The organism is Ktedonobacter robiniae, from assembly GCF_016587375.1.
In the GTDB taxonomy this organism is placed as follows: domain Bacteria; phylum Chloroflexota; class Ktedonobacteria; order Ktedonobacterales; family Ktedonobacteraceae; genus Ktedonobacter; species Ktedonobacter robiniae.
On record NZ_BNJG01000004.1, the window covers coordinates 299,225 to 325,875 of the forward strand.

Here is a 26,651-nt window from a genome sequence, read left to right on the forward strand (position 1 = left end):
TGCTCTTTTACCATACTTTCAGAGCAAATAGAACAAATGCAGATGCTATGGCGTAAACGTGCGGAAATAGTCGCCACCCGCAATGCTCGCTCGTAAGGCCCGCTGGCTCACCACTGTGTCGAAGTGGATGCATTCAGGTTCGTACTCCTCTTCACCAATGCGGAAGGAGCTTGAGGCGTTGTCAAGCGCAGTGAGTTTCTTTTCCTCTCCGGAAGGATAGATGAATATCAGCGCTCCTTTACGCAACACAATGCGAAAATTGCTCAGCCAGGGATTGTAGGAACGATAGTGGCCGACATAGGTCTCCCAATGTGGAGGAGGAGTAAATGTAGTGGATGCCATAGCTTGCTCACTCACATACCAGTCTGAACCATGATAGAGTTCGATGATCTTGCCTTTGTCGCGTACAAAGCGGAGAGGATAGAGCGCAAAAGCGGGATGATCTGTGTAGAAGACATCGGGCGAGGCATTAAGCCTTGCCAGTAGAATCCCCTCGCCTTGATACTCAAGCCTCAATTGCCCCTTTTCATGGGTGATAACAAGTACCTTGTCGTTGTCGCCACAACGATATGTCCCTGTATATTCAGCCACGTGTTCGATGGGGAGTGCTGTAGAGAGGGCTGGAGGCTCTGGCAATGTTTCTCCAAGAGAAGCAGCACGCAACAGTTTAAGCGCAAAGTTGGCGATGCCAAAAGGATTTGCTGGGCCATTGACGAAGATGATTGTCCCCAGGCCAAGCTCAGGATCTGCCAGGAGGATGGAGCGATAGCCAACCATCTCCCCATGATGTCCAATCGCCCTACTACCATCTCGCTCACTGGTAAACAAGCCGTAGCCATAAAAGGCGCCTTTTTCCATCTGTATCAAGCGTTGTGTCATCAGGTGATAGTTTGCCTCGGAGAGGACCTGTGACCCCTGTCCTTTGTTGAGAAGTAGGCGCAGATAGATTGCCAGGTCGGCGGCTGTCGCAGCAATGCTGCCATCTCCAGCTCCACACTCAAGCCAGGTCGCAGGCGCAAGAGCGCTTGCGGTAAGGTTGGGACGATCATCATAAAAATACTCATACCCAACGGCCAGGCGTTTGCGTGTCTCATGTGTGAACACCGGCTCAGTAGCATGCATACCCAGGGGCGTCAGAAGACGCTCTTGCAGAATCTGCGCGTATGGCTGGTGGAGTAGTTCTTCCAGCAGATAGCCGAGTGCCTGATAGGCAACGTTAGAGTAATGGTAATGGGTGCCTGGCGCGGAGGCCGCCGTGGTTTCACGTAAGGCCCATGTGCTATAGCGGGAACTTGGCGCAAAATCTACCCCAGAGGTGATACCAGCCGTGTGACTCAGCAGATGGTGTACGGTAATGGGTTCATAGGTAGACTGCACTTGAAACCAGGGGAGATAGCGCGTCACAGGCGCGTGCAGATCGAGACGTCCCTCAGCCTGCAATTGCAGAAGGAGCATGGAGGTAAATGATTTGCTAATGGAGCCGATTTCAAAGAGCGTATCAGGGGTTACAGGGGCGCGCGTGGCAATATCAGCAAAGCCGTACGTAAAAACGCGCAGCAAGTGTTCCCGATCCGTAAGGGCCACTACCATACCAGGAATGTTTGCTTGCTGTATTTTCTCTTCAAGAAAATGATCCAGAGCGGCATAGGCTGGAGCAAGATTGACCATGATTTGCTATCCTTCTCAGCGTTTTTATAGAAAGTGTATCATATTGACGGCCAGCAAAGGATGCACCTTCAAGCTCAGTTCCTCTGGCACAGCACAGCCAGTCTCCACTCAAGTTCTGGTGGTATAATGCTATTTTGGCGGCGCAATGTTTTTTTGCAATTGAGAGAGTAGAGAAAGAGCTTATGCCACAAATCACAGAAGAATTTATGCGCGAGATGCTGGCAAAGAGCAGACCGTATTGTGTGGTTATTTTGAAGGCAGGGCCAAAGATAGGGATGGAAGGAGTCAGAGATATCATCTGGCAGCACGGATGTAGGAATATGGAGTTGCGTATGGCTGGCCTGCTGCCGATCATATGTCGGGTCACGGACGACAGTGACGTCGCAGGTATCGGCATCTTCAATGCGAGCGAGGAGGAGGTGCGCAAGATTATGGATGAGGATCCAGGTGTCCAGGCTGGCGTCTTCATCTACGATGTACATCCCTGCCAGAGCTTCCCCGGCGATAGCTTACCAGGATAAGAACCCGATAAAGAGAGCCGGATGTTGCTTCGCTTTTGTGCGAAGCAACATCCGGCTCTCCCTATGAAGCAGTGAATGCCCTGCTCTGGCTAGCACGGCTGCATTTCATGCTGCCTTATGGATAGCTCACGACGGTGACCGGGACATCCGGGTTGGCGGAGGTCGATGAGCCACCAGTGTCGTTGACCACGTGCTGGATACCACCAGACCCGGCCGTGGAGAGGAAGATTGTGAGCAGATCGTGGAGGCTGGATGCCGAAAGGGTGGCGGGAACCTCAAACGCGTGTGCTGTGTAGATATCCACTCCCTGGTTGAAGAAGCTATAGCTGCCCATGCCATATCCAGCGAAGCTGGTCACAGTGTCGGCAACCTTGAAGGCCGCCCAACCATCCACACCAGGAGCCTCCATCCAGGCCGACTGGGCAGGCGGATCATAGGGCATCTCATTCTGGAAGAAGATGACGCTGCCACCGTTACCGTTCCAGACCACCTCGTACTTCTGATAGTGCTCGACGAAAAGGCCGTACGCAGTCACATTGTCACCGTTCACGATGACACCGGTATCTGCTGTGTTGCTGGTCCAGCCCACGCCATTGCCATGATCGGCCCGCCATGCCCAGATGTCATCGAGGATGACGTTGTCGCTGTTGACGACCAGGCTATTTGTTGCCTTGCCCGGCTCCGCGCCGCCGATACGGAAGAAGACATCCTGAAGAGCGGTTGGGTCGGGAGCATCATGGTCGCTGCGCGCATGGCCATCTCCAACCTGCAACAGCGCTGGCGAGTTCGTCACCCCCGCGTCGAAGATTATCCCCGAGATCGAGATCCCCTTGGCACTGGCAACCGTCATGGACACGATTCCATTTTCAGGAATCAGGGTTGGGAAACCGAGACCCAGCACCACCGTATCGGGACGCGTGACCTTAAGGCTCTGGTCCAGGTGATAGATGCCCGGGGTCAAGATGAGGTCTCGACCAGAACCTAATGCGTCATTGATCGTAGCTGCGGAATCCGTAGGTTGCGCGATAAAGAACTTCTTAAGCGGGAGAGACGAGCCGGGCGTCGCGCCATCGGCCCACGTTGTCCCCACAGAGTTGTGCTGCGCCGAGGGCACGAAGACATTGTAGTTCCCGGTGGAGTCCTCATACAGGTAGGGGGCCTCGCGTGTCACTGGACTGGCCGCGACTGTAGTGTAGGGACCACCACATGACGACTGGGCAGGGAAGCACTGAGCGGGCGCGCCCACAACACCTGAGAACACCTGGTTCCAGACCCCATTGGTCCAGCCATCAAGATTGCTATTGCGGACCATGAACTGCTGCTGCGAGCCATTGATCACAGTGCCACCATCGAAGGCCGAATCGGCGATGAAGCCGCCGCTCGCGTAGGACGGGCCGGAGCAATAATCCATAAGCGTGACGGGGCCGTTGATGTGGACACGGCGCATAGGCGCAGCCTGCGACACGGCCCAGAACTCGCCATTGTAGCAACCGGCGTTTGGGGTGTTGACGTTGATCGTCAGGTTCGACAATGAACGCCAAAAGTTCACGAGCGCGATGCAGTTGTTGGTACCCAGGCACTGATTGTAGACATCAATGGACCCGTTGATGACCACATCATTGGGAGAGAGACCGAGACCAGCCACGGTTGTATAGTAGCCAACCTTGAAATTGAGAGGGCTGGTACTAGATCCATAGGTGCCAGGTTCGAACAATAGCGCATAGCGCTGAGTTCCAAACTCGTTAGAGACCTGCTGGTTTGCTATGGCGTCGACTGTCGCCTGAATCTGGCTCTGTGGCATACTGGGATTGAAGATATAGACATTCGAGCCAAAATTGGATTGGTTGGACGCCAACGAAGCCGCATGTGCGGGGGCGGCGCCGCTGGTAGCCATCATGCACGCGAAGGCCACGAGGGCGCATGTAACGAAGATCGAAAGACCACGCAACCATCCGCCATCGACGCGGACACGTTGCGTCCTGTGTGTGTCTGGCTTCCATTGCCATTGGGAAAGGAATGTGCGCAAGTTCATCTCCTCCTTGATTTGTAAATATGCCGCAACCCTGCGGCTCCCACATCTGTTCAGAAGAAGCAACCCGCAATAAGTAACTACACCTCGATGTCCTTACTCAGGCCATCCTGCTAGCCTGAGCATTCAATCCTGGACGGGCTTTCCAGGATAGGTAGCCTTCCCTGTCCTACACTTTGCCAACTACATTGATAAATTTCAATGTAGAATGTTTTTTAACAAAGCAAAGCATTTGGGACATGACTCTCATAGTATAGAGTGAGAAACCGCTTTCTGCAATACATGCGTCTTTAACTTTCCTTTCAATTCGTCCGCGTAGGTGTCTTAGGATCCTCATTTCTCAATGATGGTATGCCTCTTCCGCGATGGCTGCTGGATTGAGTCACTAGTATTTTTTGTCGGTAATTTGGAATACATGTATGCTTCCGATGAGTTACCTCTGATGTAGAGTTTTCTGGTGATGTGTTGTATCCGTTTGAAAGGGAATTTCTGTGCTGGCAAAATATATCCGTTTGCGCTTTCATTATGGCTGGTTGATCGCAGTCATCACGTTCCTGGCGCTCCTCGCATCGGCGGGAATGCGTTCGACGCCGAGCGTCCTGATTGTTCCGCTTGAGAAGAATTTTGGCTGGAGCAACGCCACTATTTCGTTTGCGATCTCTATCAATCTTGTCCTTTATGGTCTGAGTGGACCTTTCGCGGCGGCTCTGATGCAACGTATGGGCATTCGTCGCGTCATGATCGGAGCACTAATTTTTATCGCGCTAGCATGTGGGTTGACGACTATCATGAATGCTCCCTGGCAGCTTGATCTGCTCTGGGGTGTGCTGGTAGGCCTGGCTACGGGATCGATAGCCTCGGTTCTGGCGGCCCTGATCGCCAACCGCTGGTTTGTGAAGAACCGAGGTCTCGTCATGGGATTGCTAACGGCCAGCAATGCCACCGGGCAGCTTGTTTTTCTCCCTTTGCTTGCCTCGCTCGCGGTCTCTTGGGGCTGGCGCGCTTCGGCCTGGGCGACCGCCATCGCCGCGCTCATACTCCTTCCCCTGGTTATTCTCCTCTTTAGTGATCATCCGCGTGATATCGGTTTACGCCCTTACGGCGCAGATCCAGAGGAGGACGATCCATCGAATGCGACGAATGCGGCTGGCAATCCCTTCTCCGATGCCATCAAGGGCCTGGTGCTCGGGATGCGCTCGAAAGATTTCTGGCTCCTGGCTGGGAGTTTCTTCATTTGTGGCGCCTCTACCAATGGCTTGATCGGGACACACCTTATTCCCGCGTCAATGGATCACGGCATTTCAGAGGTGACGGCGGCGAGTATGCTGGCGCTCATTGGCATCTTTGACCTGATCGGAACCACTGTATCTGGCTGGTTGTCTGATCGCGTCGACGCTCGCTGGCTGCTCTGCTGGTATTATGGTTTACGCGGGCTGTCACTGCTCCTGCTACCCTATGCGCTGGGTAGCACCTATCTTCTCCTGCTGGTTTTCATCGTCTTCTATGGCCTGGATTGGGTGGCGACTGTTCCTCCCACGTCTCGCCTGGCCGCCGATATCTTCGGCAAAGAGCAGGTGGGCATCGTCTATGGCTGGATCTTTGCCGCTCACCAGTTTGGGGCCGCGACGGCTGCCTATACCGCGGGCGCGCTTCGCACCACGGAGGGCAGCTATCAAATTAGCTTCATTTCCGCGGGCATTCTCTGCCTGTTCGCAGCAGGCATGGTCATTCGTATTGGCCGGACACGCCGTAAGCAGGTAGCGATAGAGGTTCCAGTAGAGCCTGCTGGCGCCCTTTAGTAGCCAGCACACAATAGGAGAAGAGAGGCGATATGAACAGCCAGCATGGCGGAAGAAGACAGTACGGTTTTGTGCTGCCCATCGCATTGCTCCTCGCGAGCCTCGTCATGTTCCTGACGGGCAAAGCCCATGCCCAGGCATTACATGCCGTGCTGTTGAGTTCTTCTCCCGCGGAGGGGAGTGTGCTGGCGCACTCCCCTTCCACGGTTCGGCTGTGGTTCTCGGAACCGGTACAACTGGTGGGGCAATCAATAACGATCTTTGCTCCATCAGGAGACGCGATCAGGCAAGAAACCATTCAGGCGCGGGGGCAGGAGATCAGTATGCCACTTCAGGCCAGCGCAGAAGGAACCTACCTGGTCAACTGGCAGGTCATCTCGGAGGATACTGATCCCACCAGTGGAAGCTTTACCTTTAGCATTGGACATCCTGGTGGTGCATGGGCCGGAACTGTTAGCGAAAGCACTTCAGCGACAGGGTTCTGGTTGCAAATCCTCGCGCATCTGCTGCATTTCCTAGGCTATGCGCTCAGTTTTGGTGCGCTGGCCTTTCTCCGCCTGGTTGTCTATCCAGCCGTACCGTCGCAGCGGGAGACACTACAACAGCCCATCTGGCGACTCGTCAACCTTGGCATTCTCGTCTTACTGCTTGCCGAGAGCGCGGCTCTCATCGCGCAGTCTGCCAGTCTGAGGGGGCATGCGATCTTTGATATAGCCTTCCTTGTAACCATCCTGGGGTCCAGTTTTGGGCGCGTTCTGGCCCTCCGTCTTGGCGCGGCTCTGGCGCTCTGGATACTGGTTGGAATCGCCCAGCAGGGCAGTAAGAGAGCCGTGACGCTCCCCCTGGTCCTGGGAGGCATCCTGGCCTTTATTGATAGTGACGCGAGCCACGCCATCTCTTCACAGATGGCGTGGCTCGCCTTACTGGCAACAACACTCCATATCACGGCCATGGGAGTCTGGCTTGGTGGCCTAATTGCCTTGCTCACGCTTTGGAGGCTTCAGGCGACGAAGGCATATCGAAATGTGCTGCTCCTTCGTTTTGGCGCATTGGCCCTGGCCTCGGTAGCTGAGCTGTTCCTGACGGGTATTGTGCTCTCCTGGTTGCACCTGACCCAGGCAACAGACCTCTTCACGACATCCTATGGTCGTGTGCTTGGCATCAAGGCACTGGCTTTATGTCTTCCGCTCCTCTTCGCTATCCTTAGCAATTGGCAACAGCAGCCCTCACGCAAACGCTGGTGGCTGTTGGAGACGTTGTCTCTGCTAGGTATGCTCGCGCTTGCGGCAACGCTTGTCTCGCTTCCGGCTCCACGCTGACCCTTTGCAAAAGACCAGGCCAGAAAGCAAGATGGGAGAAGTATTCCATCTTGCTCTCTAGTACACTTTTCCTGTGCAGTCGAGAGCACAAAGTTTGTATCAGCCAGAAAAGGAGAAACAAACATGAGCGTTACAGCATTCTCCAGAGCGCGACTCGCTCGTATGCACGACATCATGGCAAGCCATGTTGAGCGCGGCAGCGTATCCGGTCTTGTAACTCTGGTCAGCCGCCGAGGCGAGGTCCATCTCGATGCGATCGGCACCCAGACAAGAGATAAGCATATCCCGGTGCGGCACGACAGCATCTTTCGTATCTCCTCGATGACCAAACCTATCACAGCTGTGGCAACTATGATTCTGGTCGAGGAATGCAGAGTGCGGTTAGATGAGCCTGTGGACCGCTGGCTTCCCGAATTGGCGGAACGCAAAGTATTAAAGCGCGAAAATGGGCCGCTTGAGGATACAGTCCCTGCAAACCGATCAATCACGGTGCGTGACCTCCTCACCTTCCGCATGGGATTTGGGCAGATGATGGCTTCGCCAGAAGACAATCCAATCCTGAAGGAAGCCATCGCCCAGGAGATCGGGATGGGACCCCCAAGCCCTTCAACGCTTCCTGCACCCGATGAGTGGCTACGCCGTCTGGGACAGCTCCCACTCATGCATCAGCCAGGAGAGAAGTGGATGTATAACACGGGATCGGATGTCCTGGGAGTATTGATCGCCCGTGTCTCGGGGCAACCCCTTGAGACCTTCTTACGCGAACGGGTCTTCGAGCCGCTGGGCATGAAGGATACCGGATTCAGCGTACCCCCTTCAGAGATCGACCGACTAGCAACCAGTTATTGGACTGATCCCGCAAGTGGAGAACTTACCGTCTATGATGAGGCCGCAAACGGTCAATGGAGTCGTCCTCCGGCCTTCCCCTCGGGCGCCGGAGGACTCGTTTCAACCATCGACGACTATCTGGCCTTTGCCCAGATGATGCTTACGTATGGCAAACACAAAGGCACACGCATTCTCTCCAGGCCCTCTATCGAGACCATGATCACCGATCAGCTAACTCCTGAGCAAAAAGCAAAGTCGGGCCTGGTCTCGGGCTACTTTGATCATCATGGTTGGGGATTCGGCGTCTCTATAGTCACCAGGCGCTATGATGTGGCGGCGGTGCCTGGACGTTATGGATGGGATGGTGGTCTGGGAACCTCCTGGTACTCGGACCCCAAAGAGGACATGACCACCATCCTCATGACCCAACGCGCCTGGACATCCCCACAACCACCAGAAGTTTGCCTCGACTTTTGGACCTCGGCCTATCAGGCCATCGATGATTGAGAGGTCAGCCTCCTACCCAGTATAGCCCAGCGAGCGCGCTGTATCCAGAGCTTCGCGGGCTTCATGCTGGCGCCCTAACAAGTTAAGTATCAAGCCTTTGTTGTAGTAAGCCAGGGCGTATTTGGGATCGATGCGTAAGGCCTGATTATACGCTTCAAGCGCTTCATCATAGCGCTTGAGCGCCTTGTAGATCAGGCCTCGATTGTTGTGGGCAGCGGCAAAGTCCTCATCCAGGCGCAGCACTTGCTCATAGGCCGCCAGTGCCTCATCATAGCGCCGTAAAGCCAGCAAGGCATTGCCTTTCCGATTCAACGTAATCGTATCGTTGGGATGGGTACGAAGGATATCATTGCATGCGTCGAGGGCCTCCTGGTTGCGCCCCAGATCATAGAGGGCCAGCGCTCTACGGCTACGAAACTTCAGCGATGTGGAGTCATGCACCAGGGACTGCTCAAAGGCGTCGAGGGCCTCTTGATGGCGTTCCAGCGCGCTGAGGGCCAGGCCCTTGTTATAATATCCCGTAGCATAGGAGGGACTCAGACGTATAAGCTGTTCATACATCTCCAGCGCTTCGCGATATCTCCTCAGTTCATAGAGAGCATCTCCACGGTCTCGATAGCTCTTCGCATCCTGCGAACCAAGCTCGGCAGCCTTCTCGAAGGCATCGAGAGCCTCCTGGTAGCGCCTCATTTCATAGAGAATATCGCCTTTATCGCTATAGACCAGCGCATCACGAGGATCAAGCCGCTGCGCCTGCTCTAGCATCTGTAGCGCCTCGGGGTAACGCCGTTGGGATTTATAGATGATACCTTTATTAATGTAAGCGGAAATAGCGCTGGAATCCAACCTCAACACAAGGTCATACACTTGCAACGCCTCATCATCGCGACGCAAACCAAGGAAGGCATTGCCCTTGCGAATCAAATAGGTCACATTATTTGGCTCCAGACGCAGAGCGGCTTCGCTTGCCAGCAGGGCCTCGTCATACCGCTTGAGATTATTTAATACCCAGGCCTTATTGCCATATGCCTGCGTGAATTGCGGATCGAGACGAATCGCCTCTTCGCAGGCTTGCAAGGCCTCATCATAACGCTGCAAGAGACAGAGCACATAGCCGAGATTGCCAAAGGGATCGCTGTAGGAGGGATCAAGTTGCGTCGCTCGCTTGTAAACCTCGACCGCTTCAGGATATCTTTTGAGACCAATCAGCGCCAGGCCCTTGCGGTTATACATCACAGCACTCCGGGGATCAAGCGCGATAGCGCGATCGCAGGCTTTGATGGCCTCTTCATAGCGATTCAATGTATTGAGCAAGCGGGCCATGCTAATGTAGGCATTGATGTAGTTGGGGTTGGTGCGCACGGCCTGCTCATACGCCTCTATCGCCTCGGGATAACGCTTCATAGAGCTTAAGACCAGAGCCTTGTTGTTATAGGCAGCGGTATAGCGTGGATTGAGGCGTAGCGCGTCTTCATGCGCTTCCAGGGCCTCTTGATAACGCTCCAGACCCCAGAGCGCATTTCCTTTACGCGTCAGGGATGCGGCATCGTTGGGATCGAGGCGCAGGGCCTGTTCGCAGGCTTGAAGCGCCTCTGCATCTCTACCGACAAGCGTCAGGATCCAACCCTTACTGCTATAAGAGAGCATATGCGAGGGGTCAATCTGGATGGCCCGGTCCCAGGCCTGCAGCGCCTCTTCATAGCGCTTCAGGTTCGCCAAGGTAAGGCCTTTGTTATAATAGAACTCAGCATTAGAAGGTTCCAGCAGAATGGCCTGCTCAAAGGACGCTAAGGCCTGTGCATCCCGTAGGAGATCGCTTAAAAGTAGGCCCTTGCGATTATAGAGCGCCGCGCGCGTTGGGGCACGCAGTATCTCCTGCTCACAGGCAAGGAGGGCATCTTCTAAGGCCCTGTTGGAGTTCGATGCCTCTGTGGCCTGTGCTGTGGTCTGTCGAAGCACTTCCATTGCCTGGGGCAGTCCGGTTATCACTGCGGGAAACTGCGGCTCTTGCACTTTTGCAGCCTGTAGTGGAGCGGCTTTCTCTGGCAGAGGCACCGCCTGCCGTAGGGCTGATACAAATGCTTGTACATCGACGTGACGCTCCGTACGCTGCTTGGACAGCGCCTTGAGTACCGCCTGCTCAACTGCAAGCGGGAGCGTGGGATTGTACTGACGCAGCGAGACAGGCTGTTCAGTCGCGTGCAGAAAGCCAATGGCGATAAAGTCTCCGGCCTGGAAGGGCTGGCGACCTGTGAAGAGTTCGTAGGCGATACACCCCAGGGCATACTGGTCGCTCTCCCGACTCAGCTTTCCCTGGAACTGCTCGGGGGCCATATATAATGGGGTTCCCACTACCGACGTTACCAGTTGTGAACGCGTCGTGGCCGAGGCAATAGTGGCAATGCCAAAATCAGCCAGTAACGCATCACCCTGGGCATTGAAGAGAATATTCTCGGGCTTGATATCACGGTGAATGACGTTATGCTGATGCGCAAAGGCAAGCGCCTCTCCCACCTGCGCCAGGATCGTGATTGTTTGCTCGATTGAGAGGGGCAGCCTTTGTCTGAGGCGTTCGCGCAACGAGCCACCCGCCGCGTACTCGGTGATCAGATAGGGCGTGGGCGCCCCTTCGAGAAAACCCACATCTAGCAGTGGCAGAATATAATGATGTTTAAGGCTCTCTAAAAACTGGGCTTCCTGCAAGAACTGCTCACGTTCTTGCTCGGTCTGGAGAAACATGTGGAGCAATTTGACAGCAACCGCGCGCTCTTTCAGCAATGTATGGTGCGCAAGATAGACCTGGCCGAACCCACCACTACTGATCCGGGAGGCAAGTTGATAATTACCAATACGTCTACCAAGATAGTCCTTCTCTTCAGGCATAAGATACTCCTTTTTCAATCATGTCTGGGCAGAGGGGAAAATAGCCAGTAACCATATAATAGTACTCTTTGCGCCCTCATAATAGCTTAACAGGAATAAGAGGGATCATGATTGTTTGCAATACTGCAACATAGTATACGTCCTTCTCACCACAACATATCTCGCAAGCAAAGAGGACTCATAGGCCAGAAGAGTGCTACAAACTCACAACAATCCCATTTCGTGAATACAAACTGGAGATTAAATTTAGATCATTATACAATAAATACACCTGCGAGAAGACACTGATTCAGTTAGACATAGAGGGGAAATGCATGAGTATGTTTTCGGGGAAAGCAGTGCTCGTCACCGGTGCCGGGACAGGCATCGGCTACGCACTCTGCCAGGCCTTCGCCAGCGAGGACGCCACGGTAGCCTTAAATGATATCGACCTGGATCTCTGCGCGAGGGCCGCACAGCAGATAAACAGCGCAGTGGGAGCCGAGCGAGTCACACCCTACGCGGGCGATATCGCCGATGTAGAGGCCATCCGCGCCATCTTTCAACGTTTTACCGAGGCCGCTGGCCGGCTGGATATTGTAATCGCGAATGCTGGCATCACCAACTATGGGAACTTCCTCACCTATACGCCCGATGCCTTCGACCGTCTGACCAGCGTCAACCTGCGCGGCAGTTTCTTTACCGCCCAGACCGCTGCCAACAGTATGATCAAGGCCCGCATTCCTGGTCGCATTATTTTGATGTCTTCTGTCACCGGCATTCAAGCGCACGCGAACCTGGAGGGATATGGCATTACCAAGGCAGGCATCCGCATGATGGCGCGAGGAATCGCGCTGGACCTGGGGAAGTATGGTATTACCGTCAACGCCATCTGTCCGGGGGCGACGCTCACGGAACGCACCCTCCTGGATGACCCTAACTATGAAGCAAGCTGGGCCGGGGTGACGCCAACTGGGCGCGTGGGAAATGTCGAGGATATTGTCGCCGCCGCCCTCTATCTCGCCTCGCCCCAGGCGCGCCATGTTACCGGGCAGACCCTGGTCATCGACGGTGGCTGGACCCTGCAGAGCCCCCTACCCAGCGCACATCCAGACCTGCCTGAGTATTCTTCCCAATTGCGATAGATGCACGACATGTAGGGTCCATGCTGGCATGGACTAAAGGAGCGAAAAACAGTGCCGATAGATCCGAAGAAACTACGGAGTCAGCGCCTACGGGCGGTCAATCACCAGGGCGATGCCTTACGTATGGGCATGAACTGGACCGAAGAAGACCTGAGCAAGCCCCAGGTGCTTGTCGATAGCGCCTATGGCATGGGGCATCCAGGCACCTTTCATTTTCGCTCGCTCGTCGAGGAGGTCAGTAATGGCGTCTTTGAGGCGGGCGGCAAGCCAGGGGTTTTCACCGTCAGCGATATCTGCGATGGCGTCGCCCAGGCGCACGCGGGGATGTCTTACTCCCTGGTATCGCGCGATATCATGGCGGCCATGATCGAGATCCACGCCCTTGGACACCCCCACGACGGTATGGTCCTGGTCTCGGGCAATGATAAATCTGTACCCGCACACCTGCTGGCCATCGCGCGTTGCAACCTGCCCGCCATTCATCTCCCTGGAGGCACGCAACTCAACGCCCCCGATTATGTGACCTCGAATCATCTCTGGCCCATGGGCATGGCAGTCGAACGCGGCGAACTCCCCAGAGAGGACTTTGAGCAGGCGGAGCATGGAGCCTGCCCCACCTGTGGGGCCTGCCAGTTTATGGGCAGCGCCAGCACGGGCCAGGTCATCTCCGAGGCGCTGGGTCTGGCCCTGCCCGGTTCGGCCCTTGTTCCAGCACCTCTTACCCAGTTGCTGCGCTATGCCCGCGCCACGGGAAAGCAACTCCTGAAGCTGATTGAGGAAGAGATCACGCCTCGACGCATCCTGACGCGCGAGGCCTTTGAGAACGCCATCATCATTCACGCCGCCGTGGGTGGCTCGACGAATATGCTCCTGCACCTGCCGCTCATCGCACGCGAGGCTGGCATCGATATCAGCATCGACGACTTTGATCGTATTCATCGCCAGGTCCCTGTGCTAGCCAACGTTAAGACCACCGGGCGCTACCCGGTCGAGTATTTCTGGTATGCGGGCGGAGTGCCAGCCGTCATGCTTGAGCTGCGTGACATGCTGCACCTGGATTGCCTGACCGTCACCGGCAAGACCGTGGGAGAGAATCTGGAAGAGATAGAACACAGCCGCTTCTTCGCCGAACGCATTGGCTACCTGCACAACGTCAAGGTCTCGCGCCGTGAAGTGCTGCGCCCGCGCTCAGATCCCTTTGGTCCCGATGGGGGGATCGCGGTGCTACGCGGCAATCTGGCCCCGGGAGGAGCCGTCATTAAGGCCTTCGCGGTTCCTAAAGAGATGCACATCCATACTGGACCCGCCCGCGTCTTTGACTTTGAAGACGAGGCCCTGTCCGCCCTGCGTGAGCGCAAGATCACCCCTGGCGATGTCGTCGTCATTCGCTACGAGGGCCCACGGGCCAATGGCATGCCCGAGATGTATTTTGCCTCGACCCTCATCGCCGACGATCCCGCGCTCAACACCACCACGGCCCTGATTACGGATGGACGCTTCTCTGGCGCCATGAAGGGTCCGTGTGTGGGACATATTACGCCCGAGGCCCTCGATGGGGGTCCCATCGCGCTTATTGAAGAGGGCGACCTGGTCGAGATTCATATTCCCGAACGGCGGCTGGCAATCGTGGGCGTCCAGGGGCAACCACTCCCCCAGGAGCAGATAGCGAGCATTCTCAGCGAGCGTCGCGCGCACTGGACGCCACCTGCGCCCCGCCACAGCAGCGGCATTCTTTCACTCTATGCACGAGTCGCACGCGGCGCCTCCGAAGGCGCCTCCATGACATAAACATCTCATGTCAACCCTGACCTGGATCAAGCAACACACCTCTTACCCAGAAGGCTCACGCTGGGATTGAGGAAGTCTAATGGCCTCTAAGTCAGCATCTGTCGTACGCTGCTGGGTCTGAAGTACCTGGAGGAAGGCACGTATAACGGCCGGATCGAAGCGTGTTCCTGCGCAGTTCACTAGCTTCTGGCAGATCGCGGTCTCGCTTCTGGCGGTGGAGCATAAGCACAACGTATCATAGGCATCGACAACGGCCACGATACGGGCCGCCAGGGGAATTTCTTCTCCACACAGCCCATAGGGATAGCCCAGGCCATCCCAACGTGCATGATGCGCTTCTATAGACGGAGCCACGAGCGAGAAGATATCGCCAGCCTCCGCCACAATCGCCTTCCCATAGGTTATATGCTTACACAGGTCAGTAGCATTTGCTTCCTGTCTGAGTGGACAAGTATCAGCCAGCGCCAGCATGCCGATGTCATGTAGCATAGCTGTCAGGCGCGTCACGAGCACCATGTCACCAGTGGATTGCATATTTCTGGCCACCATCACCGCAAGCGGGGCGATGCGCTGCCCCTGCTCGTAGAGTTGCGGGTCCTTTACCATTAATAGCCCTAGCAAGGCATGTGTCTGTAAGCTGGCTGTATAGGCCATCGGACCGGTATGGGTTACCGAGGAAGATAGAGCGCCTGTATCCAGCCCGGCGATACGTACACAATTGCGCCCTCCCTGCTTCGCCTGGTACATCAAACGATCAGCGGCTTCAAGCAACGTGCCCCGGTTAGCGCCGTGGAATGGATATAAGACAACACCGATACTCGCCGTCAGGCGCACATACACCGGAGGGCTATACTCACTTGGACTCCAGACATGTAATGCCTGCTGAAGCTGAACACGAACATGCTCAGCAAGTTCACCTGCCTGCAACAGCGAGATGTTGGGCACAATCACAACAAACTCTTCGCCTCCATAGCGACCCACAACGGCCTGGGGTGATACCGCCTGGCGCAAATTTGCGCCCACCTCGTGTAAGAAAAAATCGCCCGCTTGATGACCCCAGGTATCATTGGCATGCTTAAAATTATCCAGATCAATAAACAGCAGCGCACATGTCTCGCCCCGCTCTCGACTCTGTGCTAACAGTCCATCGAGCGCCTTCATCAAAGCGCGGTGGTTGGGCAGCCCGGTCACTGGATCAGTCACGGCTAATTGTGCGTGCTGCCGGAAGAGCGTATCGCGTTCTTGTAGCAGCACTTGTTGCCTCTGGGCGAGAATAATCTTCTCATCATAGGCCTTTTGCAGCTGACTTCGTAGTATACGAGCGTTATCATTTTTCGCGTGCAGGTCATAGGTGAGCCGCCACTGGCGAGGCAGTTCAGCCCCCAGCCATCCCAGAAGCAGCACCACACCAGTAAAAGAGGCAATCGTAAACGTCCAATGCGAGGGCGAAAGCAGGCGCGGTATCCAGGAAGAGGAGAGAACAAGGATACCACCCAACAAGGTCGTCAGCACACCCACCACAGTCACACCAAGGACGCGCCCCATGATTCGCCAGGACACGATTCTCTGGCACTCGCACAGGCGCACAAATGTCTGCGGCCTGGTAGTACATGCCCAGATGAGGAGTCCGTACAGCAGCAGAGTCGCCATCGACCAGATGACAGCCGCAAGGGCCTGCAAGACCACATTCACAATCTTCCCCGGAAGAGCTATCCAGGCAGAGGGGCTGGAGAAACTATACAGAGGGACATAGATGAGCGAAAATATCAGACCGCACAGCAACACCATCGTCAGAACGCTAGCAAAGGGGGTCCTTTTCCAGGAGAGATTACCAATAGCCCTTGGCAAAAGGCGATCATAGGCCATGAACATCAGCATACGCGAACAGACCAGGAAAACGGCGATAGAGATAGCGATCTGGCAGAAGCCTAACAGGATGAGAAAGAGGGCGCCAGCCAGGGGGCCAAAACTATTTTGTACCGCGAGCAGCATGGCATCAAACGCCTCTACATGTTTATATGGGACGACGACCAGCACGCCAAAGGAGGCAATGACATACGCCACAAAGATCAAAACACATGCCCACCAGATAAAGCGTCCCGTCCGCGTTCGTGCCTCGTCATCATCGCCACGCACCTCTTTGCCCATGATAAAAGGCCAGTCGACACCCATAAAAGCCCACATGACAATGCCATAGATTCCAATGTGTTGTCTGACAGCAGGCCAGCCATGCCATACTGGCCAGGTGGCATGAAAGGGATGCCCCTGCCACAACCACCAGATACCCGCCGCTCCCACGGCAAGGAACAATGAGATATAGAGGCCAGCCCCCAGCAGCAACATATGTTTAAGATAACGCAATGGTACCAGCGCAAGCGCGGCACAGAACAACACCAGGAACATCTGGGCACCGTAGAGTGTCAAAGGATTATCAAACCAGTGAGGCTCAAAATCCGTAATAAGAATCAGTTCTCCTTGTAAAATAGTCAAGATCACAAAAACACCATATAAGCAGGTAAAAGCGCCAGTGATCTCACCCCAGCGCAGACCACCCAACTTTCTAATCCAGATATAGTGCCCTCCATGGAATGAGAGATGCACCGATAGCCAGCGAGAGACATAAGCTGATGGCAGCAGAAAACAGAGGCCAATCAGCCAATAACTAAATGTCTCCAACGTCCCTGTCTGCACAGAGTTGACACACAAGAAATAGAGGACAATCAACACTGACATAGCAGCGAGATCGCGGGCGCGCAACTCTCGAGGAAGTTTCTGTTTTTCTGGTGCTTCTCTTATTTCATCTCCAGCAAGCATAGAAGGATATCCTCATGTGTGTAAGCTCGTCTCCAATTGTGGAGGCGAGCTACCTTCATCCCTTGATCCCAACAGCGCCAAAGCCATGTTGAGATGTCCCTTCATGCCGCATGTGCGCGCACACTACCAGTAGTAGGGATAGTAATAATGGTGATAGTAGTAAAAGGGGTGATAGAAGAAGGGTCGGGAATAGAAGAAGAAGGGTCGGGAATAGCCATGCCCTCTATACCAGCCACCATACCCTCCATACGGCCACCAGGCTGTTTTGGCTGCGCTTCCTGTGCTTGTAGTCACGCTTGAGGTTGAGGCAGATGCAGGTGTTGCCATACCAACCATCAAGAGCAACGCAAACGCAGCGCTCATGAGGAAAAGATATAACATCTTTCTCATGGTGCAATCCTCGTTTCCGGTGCTTTGTTATATAGCGCTATCTTTGCTTCAAGCTCTACCAGGCGGATCTACGATTACCTATGCTTATCTTTACTATTATAGAAAACTGCAAAAGCTCATACATGCACGAGAAGACCTGCAACACCCTGTTATGAGTCCAGCTGAGCAAAGGAGTTCTGTTCGCAATCCTGAAGAAAAACGGAGAGGCTTGCATCCATGCTCTACCGTAACAACGTATTCAATAGCAGGAGTACGCTCCCATACAGCAATCAAGGAGGAACGTTCTATGGAGCAATCTGCATCACATTCAGGGGAGGAAACAAAGAGGCGCCTGGTAAGCGGCCCGACTCTTGTTTTATGGCTTGTGGGACTCATCTTACTCGCAATTCTTGGGTTTCTCGTCTCTATTCACCCAACATTCTGGCCTCTAGAAAAAGATGTGGCGGATTTTATTCAGGGTCCCCATGCCATACCCTGCCACTTTTCGCCAAACGCACGCACGTGGATCGATACTGCCTCTGACTACGTCAATACATTTAATGATCCCATTCCATCAGTCATCATTCCCGGCATCCTCGGCATTGTGTTTCTGCTCTTTCGCGGCTGGATCGAGACGCTGGTCATGTGGATAACGGTGGCGACGGCCAGCGTCGTCTGGGGCGGATTAACCATCCTGGTGGGTCGCCCACGCGCTACACCCGCCGATGGCATCTGTATGCATCGCCTGATCCAGGCCTATAGCTTCCCTTCTGGACATGTCATGCACGACGTTGTCTTGTGGGGCTTTGTCTTCTACCTGACGCTTACCAGGCCTGCACGTACTTCGGCGTTGCGCTGGCTACTGCCTGTTCTGCAGATACTCATGGCCATCTACGTCCTTATCGTTGGCTACGCACGTATAGAGGCCGGCGAGCACCACTTCTTTGATGTCCTGGGTGGCTACCTGGCTGGCCTGCTCTGGCTGGGCATTGGCATTACTGTCTATCAATGGCTTAAGTATCGCTGGGAGCAGCGCCAGGCGCGCCGACACACGCCCTCCTTTCCATAGGCGCCCCGTTTACGGCGCGCAAGGCGATTTATCGCACGAGTACAGCGTTGTGATCAGCCACGCTGCCTAACAACGCTTGCCATGTACATCACCTCTTCATGGACAATGCTCGTAATTCCGTATCACCGCGACAAATCGCCTTGCGCTCGATAAATCGAGCGCCTATAGGAGGAGGACTGCTTGTCTACAGTGGGCGGGTATGAATCAGGCCTAGCAGGACGCGGATCAGCTCGGCGACGGCGTGATAGGAGATGACGAGCAGGATCAGCGGCACCAGGACCATATGGATACGGCGCCAGGTCTTGAAGATCAGGCGCGCCCTGGTCTGCACCTGGAGCGAGGCAGCGAGGCGTGCATGCTCCGCCAGGGCCGCGTGGGCGCGCTGGAAATCCGCTTGTTCCTGCGCGAGAAGCGCGGGAAGGTCCGTTGGTAGCAACCCGACACACGCCAGGGCGCGCTCACAGTACTGCTTAAAGGCATCCGACTTCCCCGCATTCAGGCGCTCAATGATATACTCCAACTCCGAGAGGCGCGCCGGGATGGCCTTGGCGATACCCACACCATTCGTGCTCGCATCCTGGGCAATCATCTTTGTCTGCCAGCTATCCAGCAGACGTCCGACGATTCCACTGAACACGAGAAAAATCAGGCCGTAGAGCGAGGGCAGGGCCAGGTATTTATCCGTGAGGCAGTTCACGCCGCTACACTCAAAGTGCAGGATATAGCGGAAATCGGCGTGGAGCAGGGCCAACATGATGGAGGCGATCCCCACCCACATATGCGCCCAGACCCAGTTCTGCGCCTTCCAGGGCAGACCATGAAAGAAACGCGCCCGTAGCGAGTACGCGGCAACGCCCAAGATCATGAGATAGGACATCACGCCGCAGCGAAACACCACGTCGAAGAAGGGGCCTTTGAAGAAGCGTGCCTTCTCGTGCAGGAGCAAGAGGTAGAGAATATAGAAGAGCGCGGTATAGCCTGCGACGAAGAGCAGCCAGTACAATGCCGCCTTTGACGTAGGAGTGTGCCAGATGCGCGCCACTGCCTTCTTGCCGGGCGTCTTGGTCGAAACAGCCATGGTTAATGCTCCTGAGATGTAGTAAGATTGAGAATATCTTCGGTGGAACCAAAGAACTGGCCCGGTTGCACGCGGAAGGCCGCGCCCGTCGGGCAAGCCTGCACACAGGCCTGATTGCTATATCCCGCGCAGAGGTCGCACTTGATCGCCAGTTTTTTGCGCACTTCGGCGATGGCGTCAGAGCCATCGGCGGGCGTCAGGGGGCCAGGCATCGCGAACTGCTGCGCCATGGGGAGCTGGCGCTTGCCATATTCTCTGCCAACGCCTTTCGAGAAGAAGCGTGTGAAGCGCTCCCAGGTTGAAGAGGGAGCCGCCTCCTGCTCGTGCAGTGAGATAATGGAGATGTTGTCATAGGGGCAGCGCTCGGCGCAAATGCCACAACCGATACAACTCTCGGTGATGTAGACCTCACCACTGGACAGGCGTGCGATGCCAGCACGGCTACAAAGCAGGCAGACGGGGTCCTGGCAGTGGCGACAGGCGGTGGCCACACTGATATTGCCTACGACCATACCACGACGGTTCATGCGCGAGTGTCCATGCCTGCGCTCACACGCCTCCTCACATTTATCACAGTGAACACACTTATCCAGGTCGATGACCAGCACTTCGGTCCCCTCAACGACGCCTCCACCGACCAGGGCGCGCAAACCAGCCCTGGCCTCCGCCTCGGCCAGAGCCTGCGTTTGTCCGCGTTGGAGAAGGTCACGCGGCCCGATAAAGGTCTGGGCAGCGTCCGCCATCATGCGATACTCCTGCAAGCGATGCATAAAGCGCTGGTTGACCTCGGGATAGCGCGAGAGAATCACGAGCATATCTTCGCGCCGGATCTCCGCCAACCGCACACGGTTAATCGCAGTCGCCGTTACCGCTTTCCCATCGCCGAGCATGTCCAGGCCTCCGGCGAAATAGTCGCCATTCTGGCGGTAGGCAATGATGCGCTCTTTTCCCTGACCAGGATGAGAACCTGAGGACATGCGCGCCACCTTCACAAAGCCATCCAGGATGACATGTAGCGCCTCACGAGCCGGTTGCGCCTCCTCTCTATCGGCGAAAAGCACTTCGTCACGCTCGTAGTTTCTAAAGCGCACTTTACTCGCCAGCCAGCGCATATCCTGGTCCGCAACCCCCTGGAAGAGGGCCATACGCTTGAGGATACTGACAATCGAGCGGGCATTATGCAGGTTCTCAAAGTAGTGGCGCACCGGGGGCGCGACCTCCATCATGCGCTGGATCACCTGCTCAGGAACCTCAAGCACCATGGCCGTGGTCTGCGCCTTGACGGTGGCAGTCCGCTGCTGGCCCGTTAGCATTCCACGCTCACCCACAAATTCGCCACGCCCAAGCACCGCTATAGGCAGTTCCTGTCCCAAAGGGCCAAGCGTGCTCGTCATGAAGCGCCCTTCAAGGATAAAGTACATCTCTCGGCCATAGGTACGCTCCTGAATGAGGATGGAATCAGGCACCAGTGACAGGAGTTTGGAGCTGCTCAACAGGTGCTTGAGGTAATTATCTGGCACCAGTTGCGCATCACCAAACATAGGTTGCTCACGCAGGCGGCTCAGCAGCAGAGGGAGCGTCCACCCCTGGGGGAGATACTCAAGCACCAGGCTCATATCCACGTTACGATCCCAGGAGATTCCCAGGCGCTGTTTGAGCGAGAGCATAAGCAGATCGCGATGGTTGTTGACTGGGCAGACCGGCACACAGGAGCCACACATAACGCACTCCTGCGTAAAACGCGCCACGTGAGGCGCGACCTCATCCGAGATCGTGGCCAGGTTGAGATCGGCGATATTGACCTGCAACGAGAGCGGGAGCGGACATGCCCGCATACAGCGGTCGCAGCCGATACACATATCAATCTCAAAGCGCACCTCACTCTCGGTGAGTGGAGTGAGATGACTGCGATGCTGCACGCCAATCATGGGCAGGGCAGTTGGTTTCTGCATAGACTTTCTCTCAACTCCTTATTGTGGTGAGCCGCAACTGGGGCAGAAGCGCGCCTGAGGGGATACGAGTAACGCGCCACACTGGCGGCAATACACCGTCTTCGTCGCGATCCCGGCGCGTACAGGCTCACTACCTGGCGCTGCTACAGCTTGCATGACGGGTATTCCCTTTCCTCCACTGCGAACAGGCAGCGGTGAGCGTGGCTGCTGATAGTTCAGGAAATAAGCCCTCACATTCCCAAGTTCAATTGCGGCCTCGTGGGTCAGAGGGCAGGCCGACGTAATCTTGTGATGGTTCACGCGCACCCCATTGCCACTCTGAAGGTCGCGAATATAAAGACTATCGAGGCCATCGGGTCCAGGGAAAATGGCAGCGTGCTTGCGTGAGATGGACATCTCCTGGAGCCTAATCTCATTCCCTTGCTCCCGGCCAATGGTGACCTGCCTCTTTAGAGGCAGAGCAAAGACCAGGGGTTGGCCATTAAGTACACATACCAGGGCTGGTCCCTGGCGCAGAGGCGCCACGAGATTCGCAGAAAGGGGTGTAGCCACACCAGGCAATGAGAGGGAACCATCGCTGGCAAGCACTGGTTGTCCCTGGGACAACGCTGGCGCAGGAACGTGAATCACCGTCTGCTCGCCCGCTCCTGCGATCGCGGACGAGAACGTGGGAATATTCACGGCCGAGCCTGGTGTGGCATTAAAGAAGGCTTGCTTCTGCTCTTTATTGAGCAGGACAGATTCAGCAGGATCAACTGTTTGCAGTTTCAACGCAAATTTCACCGAGCCAAACTGGACCTGGTTCTCTGGCGCAAGTACGGTCAGGCTATTGGGCGCCACTCGCTGTCCATTTACCTGCGTCCCATTCTTACTTCCCAGGTCACGCAACACATACTGCCCATTGGCGTAGCTAATCTCCGCGTGGCGACGCGAGATCGTATTATGGTTAATAACCAGGCTCGAACCCTCCAGCCGGCCAACGGTAACGACCCGCGTCTGACTGAGATAGGCATCGGTTAGGGGAGGTGTGATCGATAGCTGATTCACAGGCACCAGCCGGGCCTCGCGCAGAGTCGGCGCGGTTCCAGGCTTATCAGTGGCAGGCTTCACTTCAGGCACAACCCCGGTCGCGTAAGCCATGCGCTGGACAGCGACCGTACCCTCGCGATTGACCCCGAGCAAAGGAGGCGGCACCCCCTGCGTATCCAACCAGGCCCCCAGGTGAAAATCAGGGGCGAAGAGGCGTGAGACGACCGGGGAGAGATTGACACTGTGATCGATAGCACGTTTATAGGTAAGCACACTCCTACGGTCACCCAGGGCCACCATCCCCACGGGGACGCCTTGCTTTAAAATAACCTTCTGATAATGGCGAGGTTGGGGATCAGCGACCAGTTCCTGGTAGTTCTTCTCACCCCTGGGAACCGTTGAGATGCCCACCGAGGCGAAATCAAGTCCATAGAGGAAGGTGGCGTTATAAAAGTTGCCGAAGCGGAAGAGGTGCTCTGTGTCCAGCAGATCGAGCATACTATACGCGGCAGCCCGCGCCTGCTGCACCGAGGGATACCACTGCCCGATCACACGCGCCTTACCCGTAATGGGATCAGCGGTCTCAATCAGGTCGCCTGCCGCAAAAATATCTGGCACATTGGTACGCATCGCGCCATCGACCTTGACCCCACGCCCACAGGCGATGCCCGCGCTCTTCACAAAGTCGATAATTGGCTCAATGCCAATGCCCAGCAAGACGATCTCACAGGGGATATGCTGCCCCGTCGTCGTAATTACACCGGTCACCTGCCCATTTTGCCCACAGACCTCGGCGATCTCCTGCTCTGTGCGCACATCGACGCCCTCACGCCTCTCCTGTTGTAGAACCAGGTCGGAGGCCACGGGGTCCAGCACCTCGGACCAGAGGGTGCGTCGGCGCAAGAGGTGCGTTACCTCGTACCCACGATGGCGCAGCGTCTCGATAGATTCAAGCGCCAGCGTCCCGCTCCCCACAACCACGATACGGCGCGCGTTGTTCAGCCGCGCCAGCACGCGCTGATAGTCGGCGACAGTGCGCAACGTCGTGACACCCGCCAGGTCGACGCCAGGGCAGGTCAGCGAGGTCGCACGCGCGCCATGCGCCAGCAGTAAGCGCGAGTAGGCAAGCGTCGCCCCGCTGCGTAGCGCCAGAGTGTGCTCTCCTGGCCGGATAGCCATGACGCGGTCGGTCACAAAGCGAATGTGACGATCGGGATAGAAACTGATGGGGCGTGCCCAGAGCTTCTCCTCACGAATTTTGCCGCCCAGGTAGTCCTTGAGCGCGGGGCGGTAGAAGACGGGAGTCGGCTCCTCCGCAACCACTGTAATCTCTGCGGCCCTATCTTCCGCGCGTATGACCTCCGCGGCGGTCGCGCCCGCGATTCCATTGCCAATGATGACATATGCTTGCTGCGTTGCCATTACGTCCCCTGATACAAGTAGTAGAACCAACGCGAACGATAAATGACGGTATTAAAAAAATGTAACTTCTTATAAAACCACATTATAAACGGGCTGAGAAGGCCTTTTTGGGCATTATTTTACCAGGAGAGAAAAGAGCATATGTGGCCGTGGGTGGCCCGACGCTACTAAAGTACGCGTCGGGCCTGTTCGCATACCGCGATACACCGCAAACGCTTCTTACTGAAAGTGGGACGCGACCTGCTCGTTGAAGTAATGCAGGGTCTGGAGGTTGGGAATGCGGAAGATAAAATGCGTGACGCCGATGGCCTGGAATTGCTCCAACTCCTGGCGTATCTCGCTCGCGTTGCCGGCGATGTAGTGCTTCTGCGGGTGACGCTGCACCTGGGCAGGATCAGCGGATGCGCTCAGCGTACCCAGGTAGGTTAGCTTAATCTCGTCGGGATTACGCCCGATGCGTTCGCAGTGCTGGCGCAGAATCGCCAGCTTACGCGCATATTCCTCGACAGGACAGGAATTGAAGTTCCACCAGTCCGCGTGGCGCGCCACAATTGCCAGCGTGCGCTGTTCCCCACCACCTCCAATCAGAATGGGAATGGACGGCTCAGGCCGGGGCACGCAATAGGCATCCTGTATTTGATAGAATGCGCCCTCGAAGCTGGCGGGCTGTGACTGCCAGAGCGCGCGCAGGATATTTACCGTATCCTCCAGCTGGCCCATGCGCTCCTTGACGGAGGGGAAGGGATACCCATACGCCCGGTATTCATCCTCCTTCCAACCGGCACCCACGCCCAGAATCAGGCGCCCAGCAGTCAAGGCCTGAATATTGGCCGCCATCTTCGCCAGCAGGGCGGGATTGCGGTAGGATTGGGAGAGGACCAGCGTGCCAACCTTAAAGCGTTGGTACTGTGCGGCCAGGTACGTCAGTGTCGTTAAGGCCTCCAGGTGGTCGTTCGCCCCACCTGAAGATGATCCTCCAGCCAGAGCGTCGTAAAGGCGGGAGAGAGCGCCTCGATACAATGCCGGTTATACTGCATCAAATCCTGAAAAGAGTCCCCAGGATTGGTCGGACGCAACATCAAACCAAAATCAACCTGTGCCAAAATACACCTCCAAAAGCTAAGATATATACCCTCTAATCATTATGCAACACGCCTCTGGAAGAGAACAGCTGGGGGCTGTGTGCTTACGGCACACAGCCCCCAGCTGTTCTCTTCCACTCTCTTTTACCAACGGGAGTGGACGCTGGCGCGGAAGCACCGATCATAGAGTTCCTGGACGCGCCTCATGGTCTCATCGCTCAGCGCGGGGAGTTCTGAGGCAGCAGTGTTATCCTGCGCCTGTTGTGGATTCTTCGCCCCAGCGATCACTGTCGAGACCTCGGGGAACATCAAGATCCAGCGCAGGGCGAACTGTGCCATAGTCGTTCCTTCGGGAACCAGGTCCCGTAGCTCTTCAACCGCCTTCAGGCCCTCCTCATAGTCCACCCCGGAGAAGGTCTCGCCCTGGTCAAAGGCCTCGCCATGACGGTTATAATTGCGGTGGTCGCTCGTGGAGAACTGGCTCTGCGCACTAAACTTGCCCGTCAAGAGTCCGCTGGCCAGGGGGACACGTACAATGACGCCAACGTTGCGCTCCTGTGCCGCTGCGAAGAACTGCTCGGCGGGCTTGAGGCGGAACATATTAAAGATGATCTGCACGCTCTTGACGTTGGGATATTGTATGGCTTTAAGTGCCTCTTCCACCTTCTCGACACTGACACCATAGTTGCGGACCTTGCCCTGCTGCTGCAAATCATCGAGGATCGCAAATACCTCGGGCATATCGTAGACCTCAGAGGGTGGGCAGTGCAGTTGCACCAGGTCCAGGGCATCGACGTCGAGATTGCGCAGGCTACGCTCAATAAAGCCTGCCAGATTCTGGCGCTTGTTGTACCCTTCAGCCGTGTGGGGATTGAGGCGACGGCCCGCCTTCGTCACGATAATAAGCTCTTCTTTGCGCGCTTTGCGCACCTGGGCAATCAGTTGCTCGGAATGACCATCACCATAGACATCGGCGGTATCAATGAAGTTCACGCCCAGGTCAATAGCCTTATTGAGAGCCGCAAGCGCGGCGGTATCGTCTTGCTGTCCCCAGGCATCTCCGCCAATTCCCCAGGCTCCAAAGCCAATCTCAGAGACATTCCAGCCAGTTCGTCCAAATGAACGGTATCGCATATATACGCAACCTCTCTTCTCAACAGAGAATTTTCATACGAATTTTTATGAAAGACGTGAAAGACGTGAAAGACGCACAACGCCATCCCTTAGCTAATACGCACAACGGGACCGCTACAGTGACGCCACCCTCTCAGCTTACCGCACCCATAAACCATTCTGCAAACAAACAGTTTTTCCACACATAAAGAGAGGGGGCGCGACATGGATCTTATGTCGCGCCCCCTCTCGAAATA

General features: G+C 55.7%; 17 protein-coding genes. 7 read left to right on the forward strand and 10 right to left on the reverse strand.

Features of this window, described 5'->3' with window-relative positions; translation table 11 throughout:
- Positions 1-45: 45 nt before the first annotated feature.
- On the reverse strand, positions 46-1,668 hold the full coding sequence (locus tag JMJ04_RS42050) for a serine hydrolase domain-containing protein (RefSeq protein ID WP_201376373.1): 1,623 nt from the start codon (positions 1,666-1,668) through the stop codon (positions 46-48).
- Between the two features lie 182 nt (positions 1,669-1,850).
- Between JMJ04_RS42050 and JMJ04_RS42055 the strand changes: the two genes are divergently transcribed.
- Positions 1,851-2,189 (forward strand): YciI family protein, encoded by a 339-nt coding sequence (locus JMJ04_RS42055; protein ID WP_201376374.1) that lies wholly within the window; start codon positions 1,851-1,853, stop codon positions 2,187-2,189.
- Between the two features lie 115 nt (positions 2,190-2,304).
- Here JMJ04_RS42055 and JMJ04_RS42060 read toward each other — a convergent pair whose 3' ends face one another.
- Positions 2,305-4,221, reverse strand: a complete 1,917-nt coding sequence (locus JMJ04_RS42060; RefSeq protein WP_236039086.1) for a glycosyl hydrolase family 28-related protein — start codon at positions 4,219-4,221, stop codon at positions 2,305-2,307.
- A 488-nt stretch (positions 4,222-4,709) separates the two neighbouring features.
- Here JMJ04_RS42060 and JMJ04_RS42065 point away from each other — a divergent pair, with 488 nt between their 5' ends.
- The 3 genes from JMJ04_RS42065 (at position 4,710) to JMJ04_RS42075 (ending at position 8,671) form a co-directional block, all read left to right on the forward strand.
- Positions 4,710-6,017, forward strand: coding sequence for an MFS transporter (locus JMJ04_RS42065; RefSeq protein ID WP_201376375.1), 1,308 nt, complete (start codon positions 4,710-4,712; stop codon positions 6,015-6,017).
- A 32-nt stretch (positions 6,018-6,049) separates the two neighbouring features.
- Positions 6,050-7,336, forward strand: a complete 1,287-nt coding sequence (locus JMJ04_RS42070) for a copper resistance CopC/CopD family protein (RefSeq protein WP_201376376.1) — start codon at positions 6,050-6,052, stop codon at positions 7,334-7,336.
- Between the two features lie 123 nt (positions 7,337-7,459).
- Positions 7,460-8,671 (forward strand): serine hydrolase domain-containing protein, encoded by a 1,212-nt coding sequence (locus JMJ04_RS42075; protein WP_201376377.1) that lies wholly within the window; start codon positions 7,460-7,462, stop codon positions 8,669-8,671.
- Between the two features lie 12 nt (positions 8,672-8,683).
- Here JMJ04_RS42075 and JMJ04_RS42080 read toward each other — a convergent pair whose 3' ends face one another.
- Positions 8,684-11,554 carry a serine/threonine-protein kinase gene (locus tag JMJ04_RS42080; RefSeq protein ID WP_201376378.1) on the reverse strand — a complete coding sequence of 957 codons (2,871 nt, stop codon included), beginning with the start codon at positions 11,552-11,554 and terminating at the stop codon, positions 8,684-8,686.
- A gap of 314 nt (positions 11,555-11,868) precedes the next feature.
- Between JMJ04_RS42080 and JMJ04_RS42085 the strand changes: the two genes are divergently transcribed.
- Both JMJ04_RS42085 and ilvD read left to right on the forward strand, forming a co-directional pair.
- Positions 11,869-12,678: an SDR family NAD(P)-dependent oxidoreductase gene (locus JMJ04_RS42085; protein WP_201376379.1), complete on the forward strand. Its 810-nt coding sequence runs from the start codon at positions 11,869-11,871 to the stop codon at positions 12,676-12,678.
- 51 nt (positions 12,679-12,729) lie between these two features.
- Entirely contained in the window at positions 12,730-14,466 is a 1,737-nt protein-coding gene (ilvD, locus tag JMJ04_RS42090) for a dihydroxy-acid dehydratase (RefSeq protein ID WP_201376380.1), read from the forward strand.
- 42 nt (positions 14,467-14,508) lie between these two features.
- Here ilvD and JMJ04_RS42095 read toward each other — a convergent pair whose 3' ends face one another.
- Together JMJ04_RS42095 and JMJ04_RS42100 are read right to left on the reverse strand one after the other, a co-directional pair.
- Positions 14,509-17,280, reverse strand: coding sequence for an amino acid permease (locus JMJ04_RS42095; protein ID WP_201376381.1), 2,772 nt, complete (start codon positions 17,278-17,280; stop codon positions 14,509-14,511).
- 123 nt (positions 17,281-17,403) lie between these two features.
- The gene (locus tag JMJ04_RS42100; protein ID WP_201376382.1) at positions 17,404-17,670 is read right to left on the reverse strand and encodes a hypothetical protein; all 267 of its coding nucleotides are present in this window, start codon (positions 17,668-17,670) and stop codon (positions 17,404-17,406) included.
- 286 nt (positions 17,671-17,956) lie between these two features.
- Here JMJ04_RS42100 and JMJ04_RS42105 point away from each other — a divergent pair, with 286 nt between their 5' ends.
- Positions 17,957-18,718 (forward strand): phosphatase PAP2 family protein, encoded by a 762-nt coding sequence (locus JMJ04_RS42105; RefSeq protein WP_201376383.1) that lies wholly within the window; start codon positions 17,957-17,959, stop codon positions 18,716-18,718.
- Positions 18,719-18,902: 184 nt separating this feature from the next.
- Here the strand turns inward: JMJ04_RS42105 and JMJ04_RS42110 are convergent, their stop codons facing one another.
- From JMJ04_RS42110 to JMJ04_RS42130, 5 genes are all read right to left on the reverse strand, one after another.
- Positions 18,903-19,796, reverse strand: coding sequence for a hypothetical protein (locus tag JMJ04_RS42110; protein ID WP_201376384.1), 894 nt, complete (start codon positions 19,794-19,796; stop codon positions 18,903-18,905).
- Positions 19,797-19,798: 2 nt separating this feature from the next.
- Positions 19,799-21,748: a cyclic nucleotide-binding domain-containing protein gene (locus tag JMJ04_RS42115; protein WP_201376385.1), complete on the reverse strand. Its 1,950-nt coding sequence runs from the start codon at positions 21,746-21,748 to the stop codon at positions 19,799-19,801.
- An 18-nt stretch (positions 21,749-21,766) separates the two neighbouring features.
- Positions 21,767-24,199: an FAD-dependent oxidoreductase gene (locus tag JMJ04_RS42120; protein WP_201376386.1), complete on the reverse strand. Its 2,433-nt coding sequence runs from the start codon at positions 24,197-24,199 to the stop codon at positions 21,767-21,769.
- A gap of 219 nt (positions 24,200-24,418) precedes the next feature.
- Positions 24,419-25,219, reverse strand: a complete 801-nt coding sequence (locus tag JMJ04_RS42125; protein WP_201376387.1) for an LLM class flavin-dependent oxidoreductase — start codon at positions 25,217-25,219, stop codon at positions 24,419-24,421.
- 206 nt (positions 25,220-25,425) lie between these two features.
- Positions 25,426-26,415: an aldo/keto reductase gene (locus tag JMJ04_RS42130; RefSeq protein ID WP_201376388.1), complete on the reverse strand. Its 990-nt coding sequence runs from the start codon at positions 26,413-26,415 to the stop codon at positions 25,426-25,428.
- Positions 26,416-26,651 lie beyond the last annotated feature (236 nt).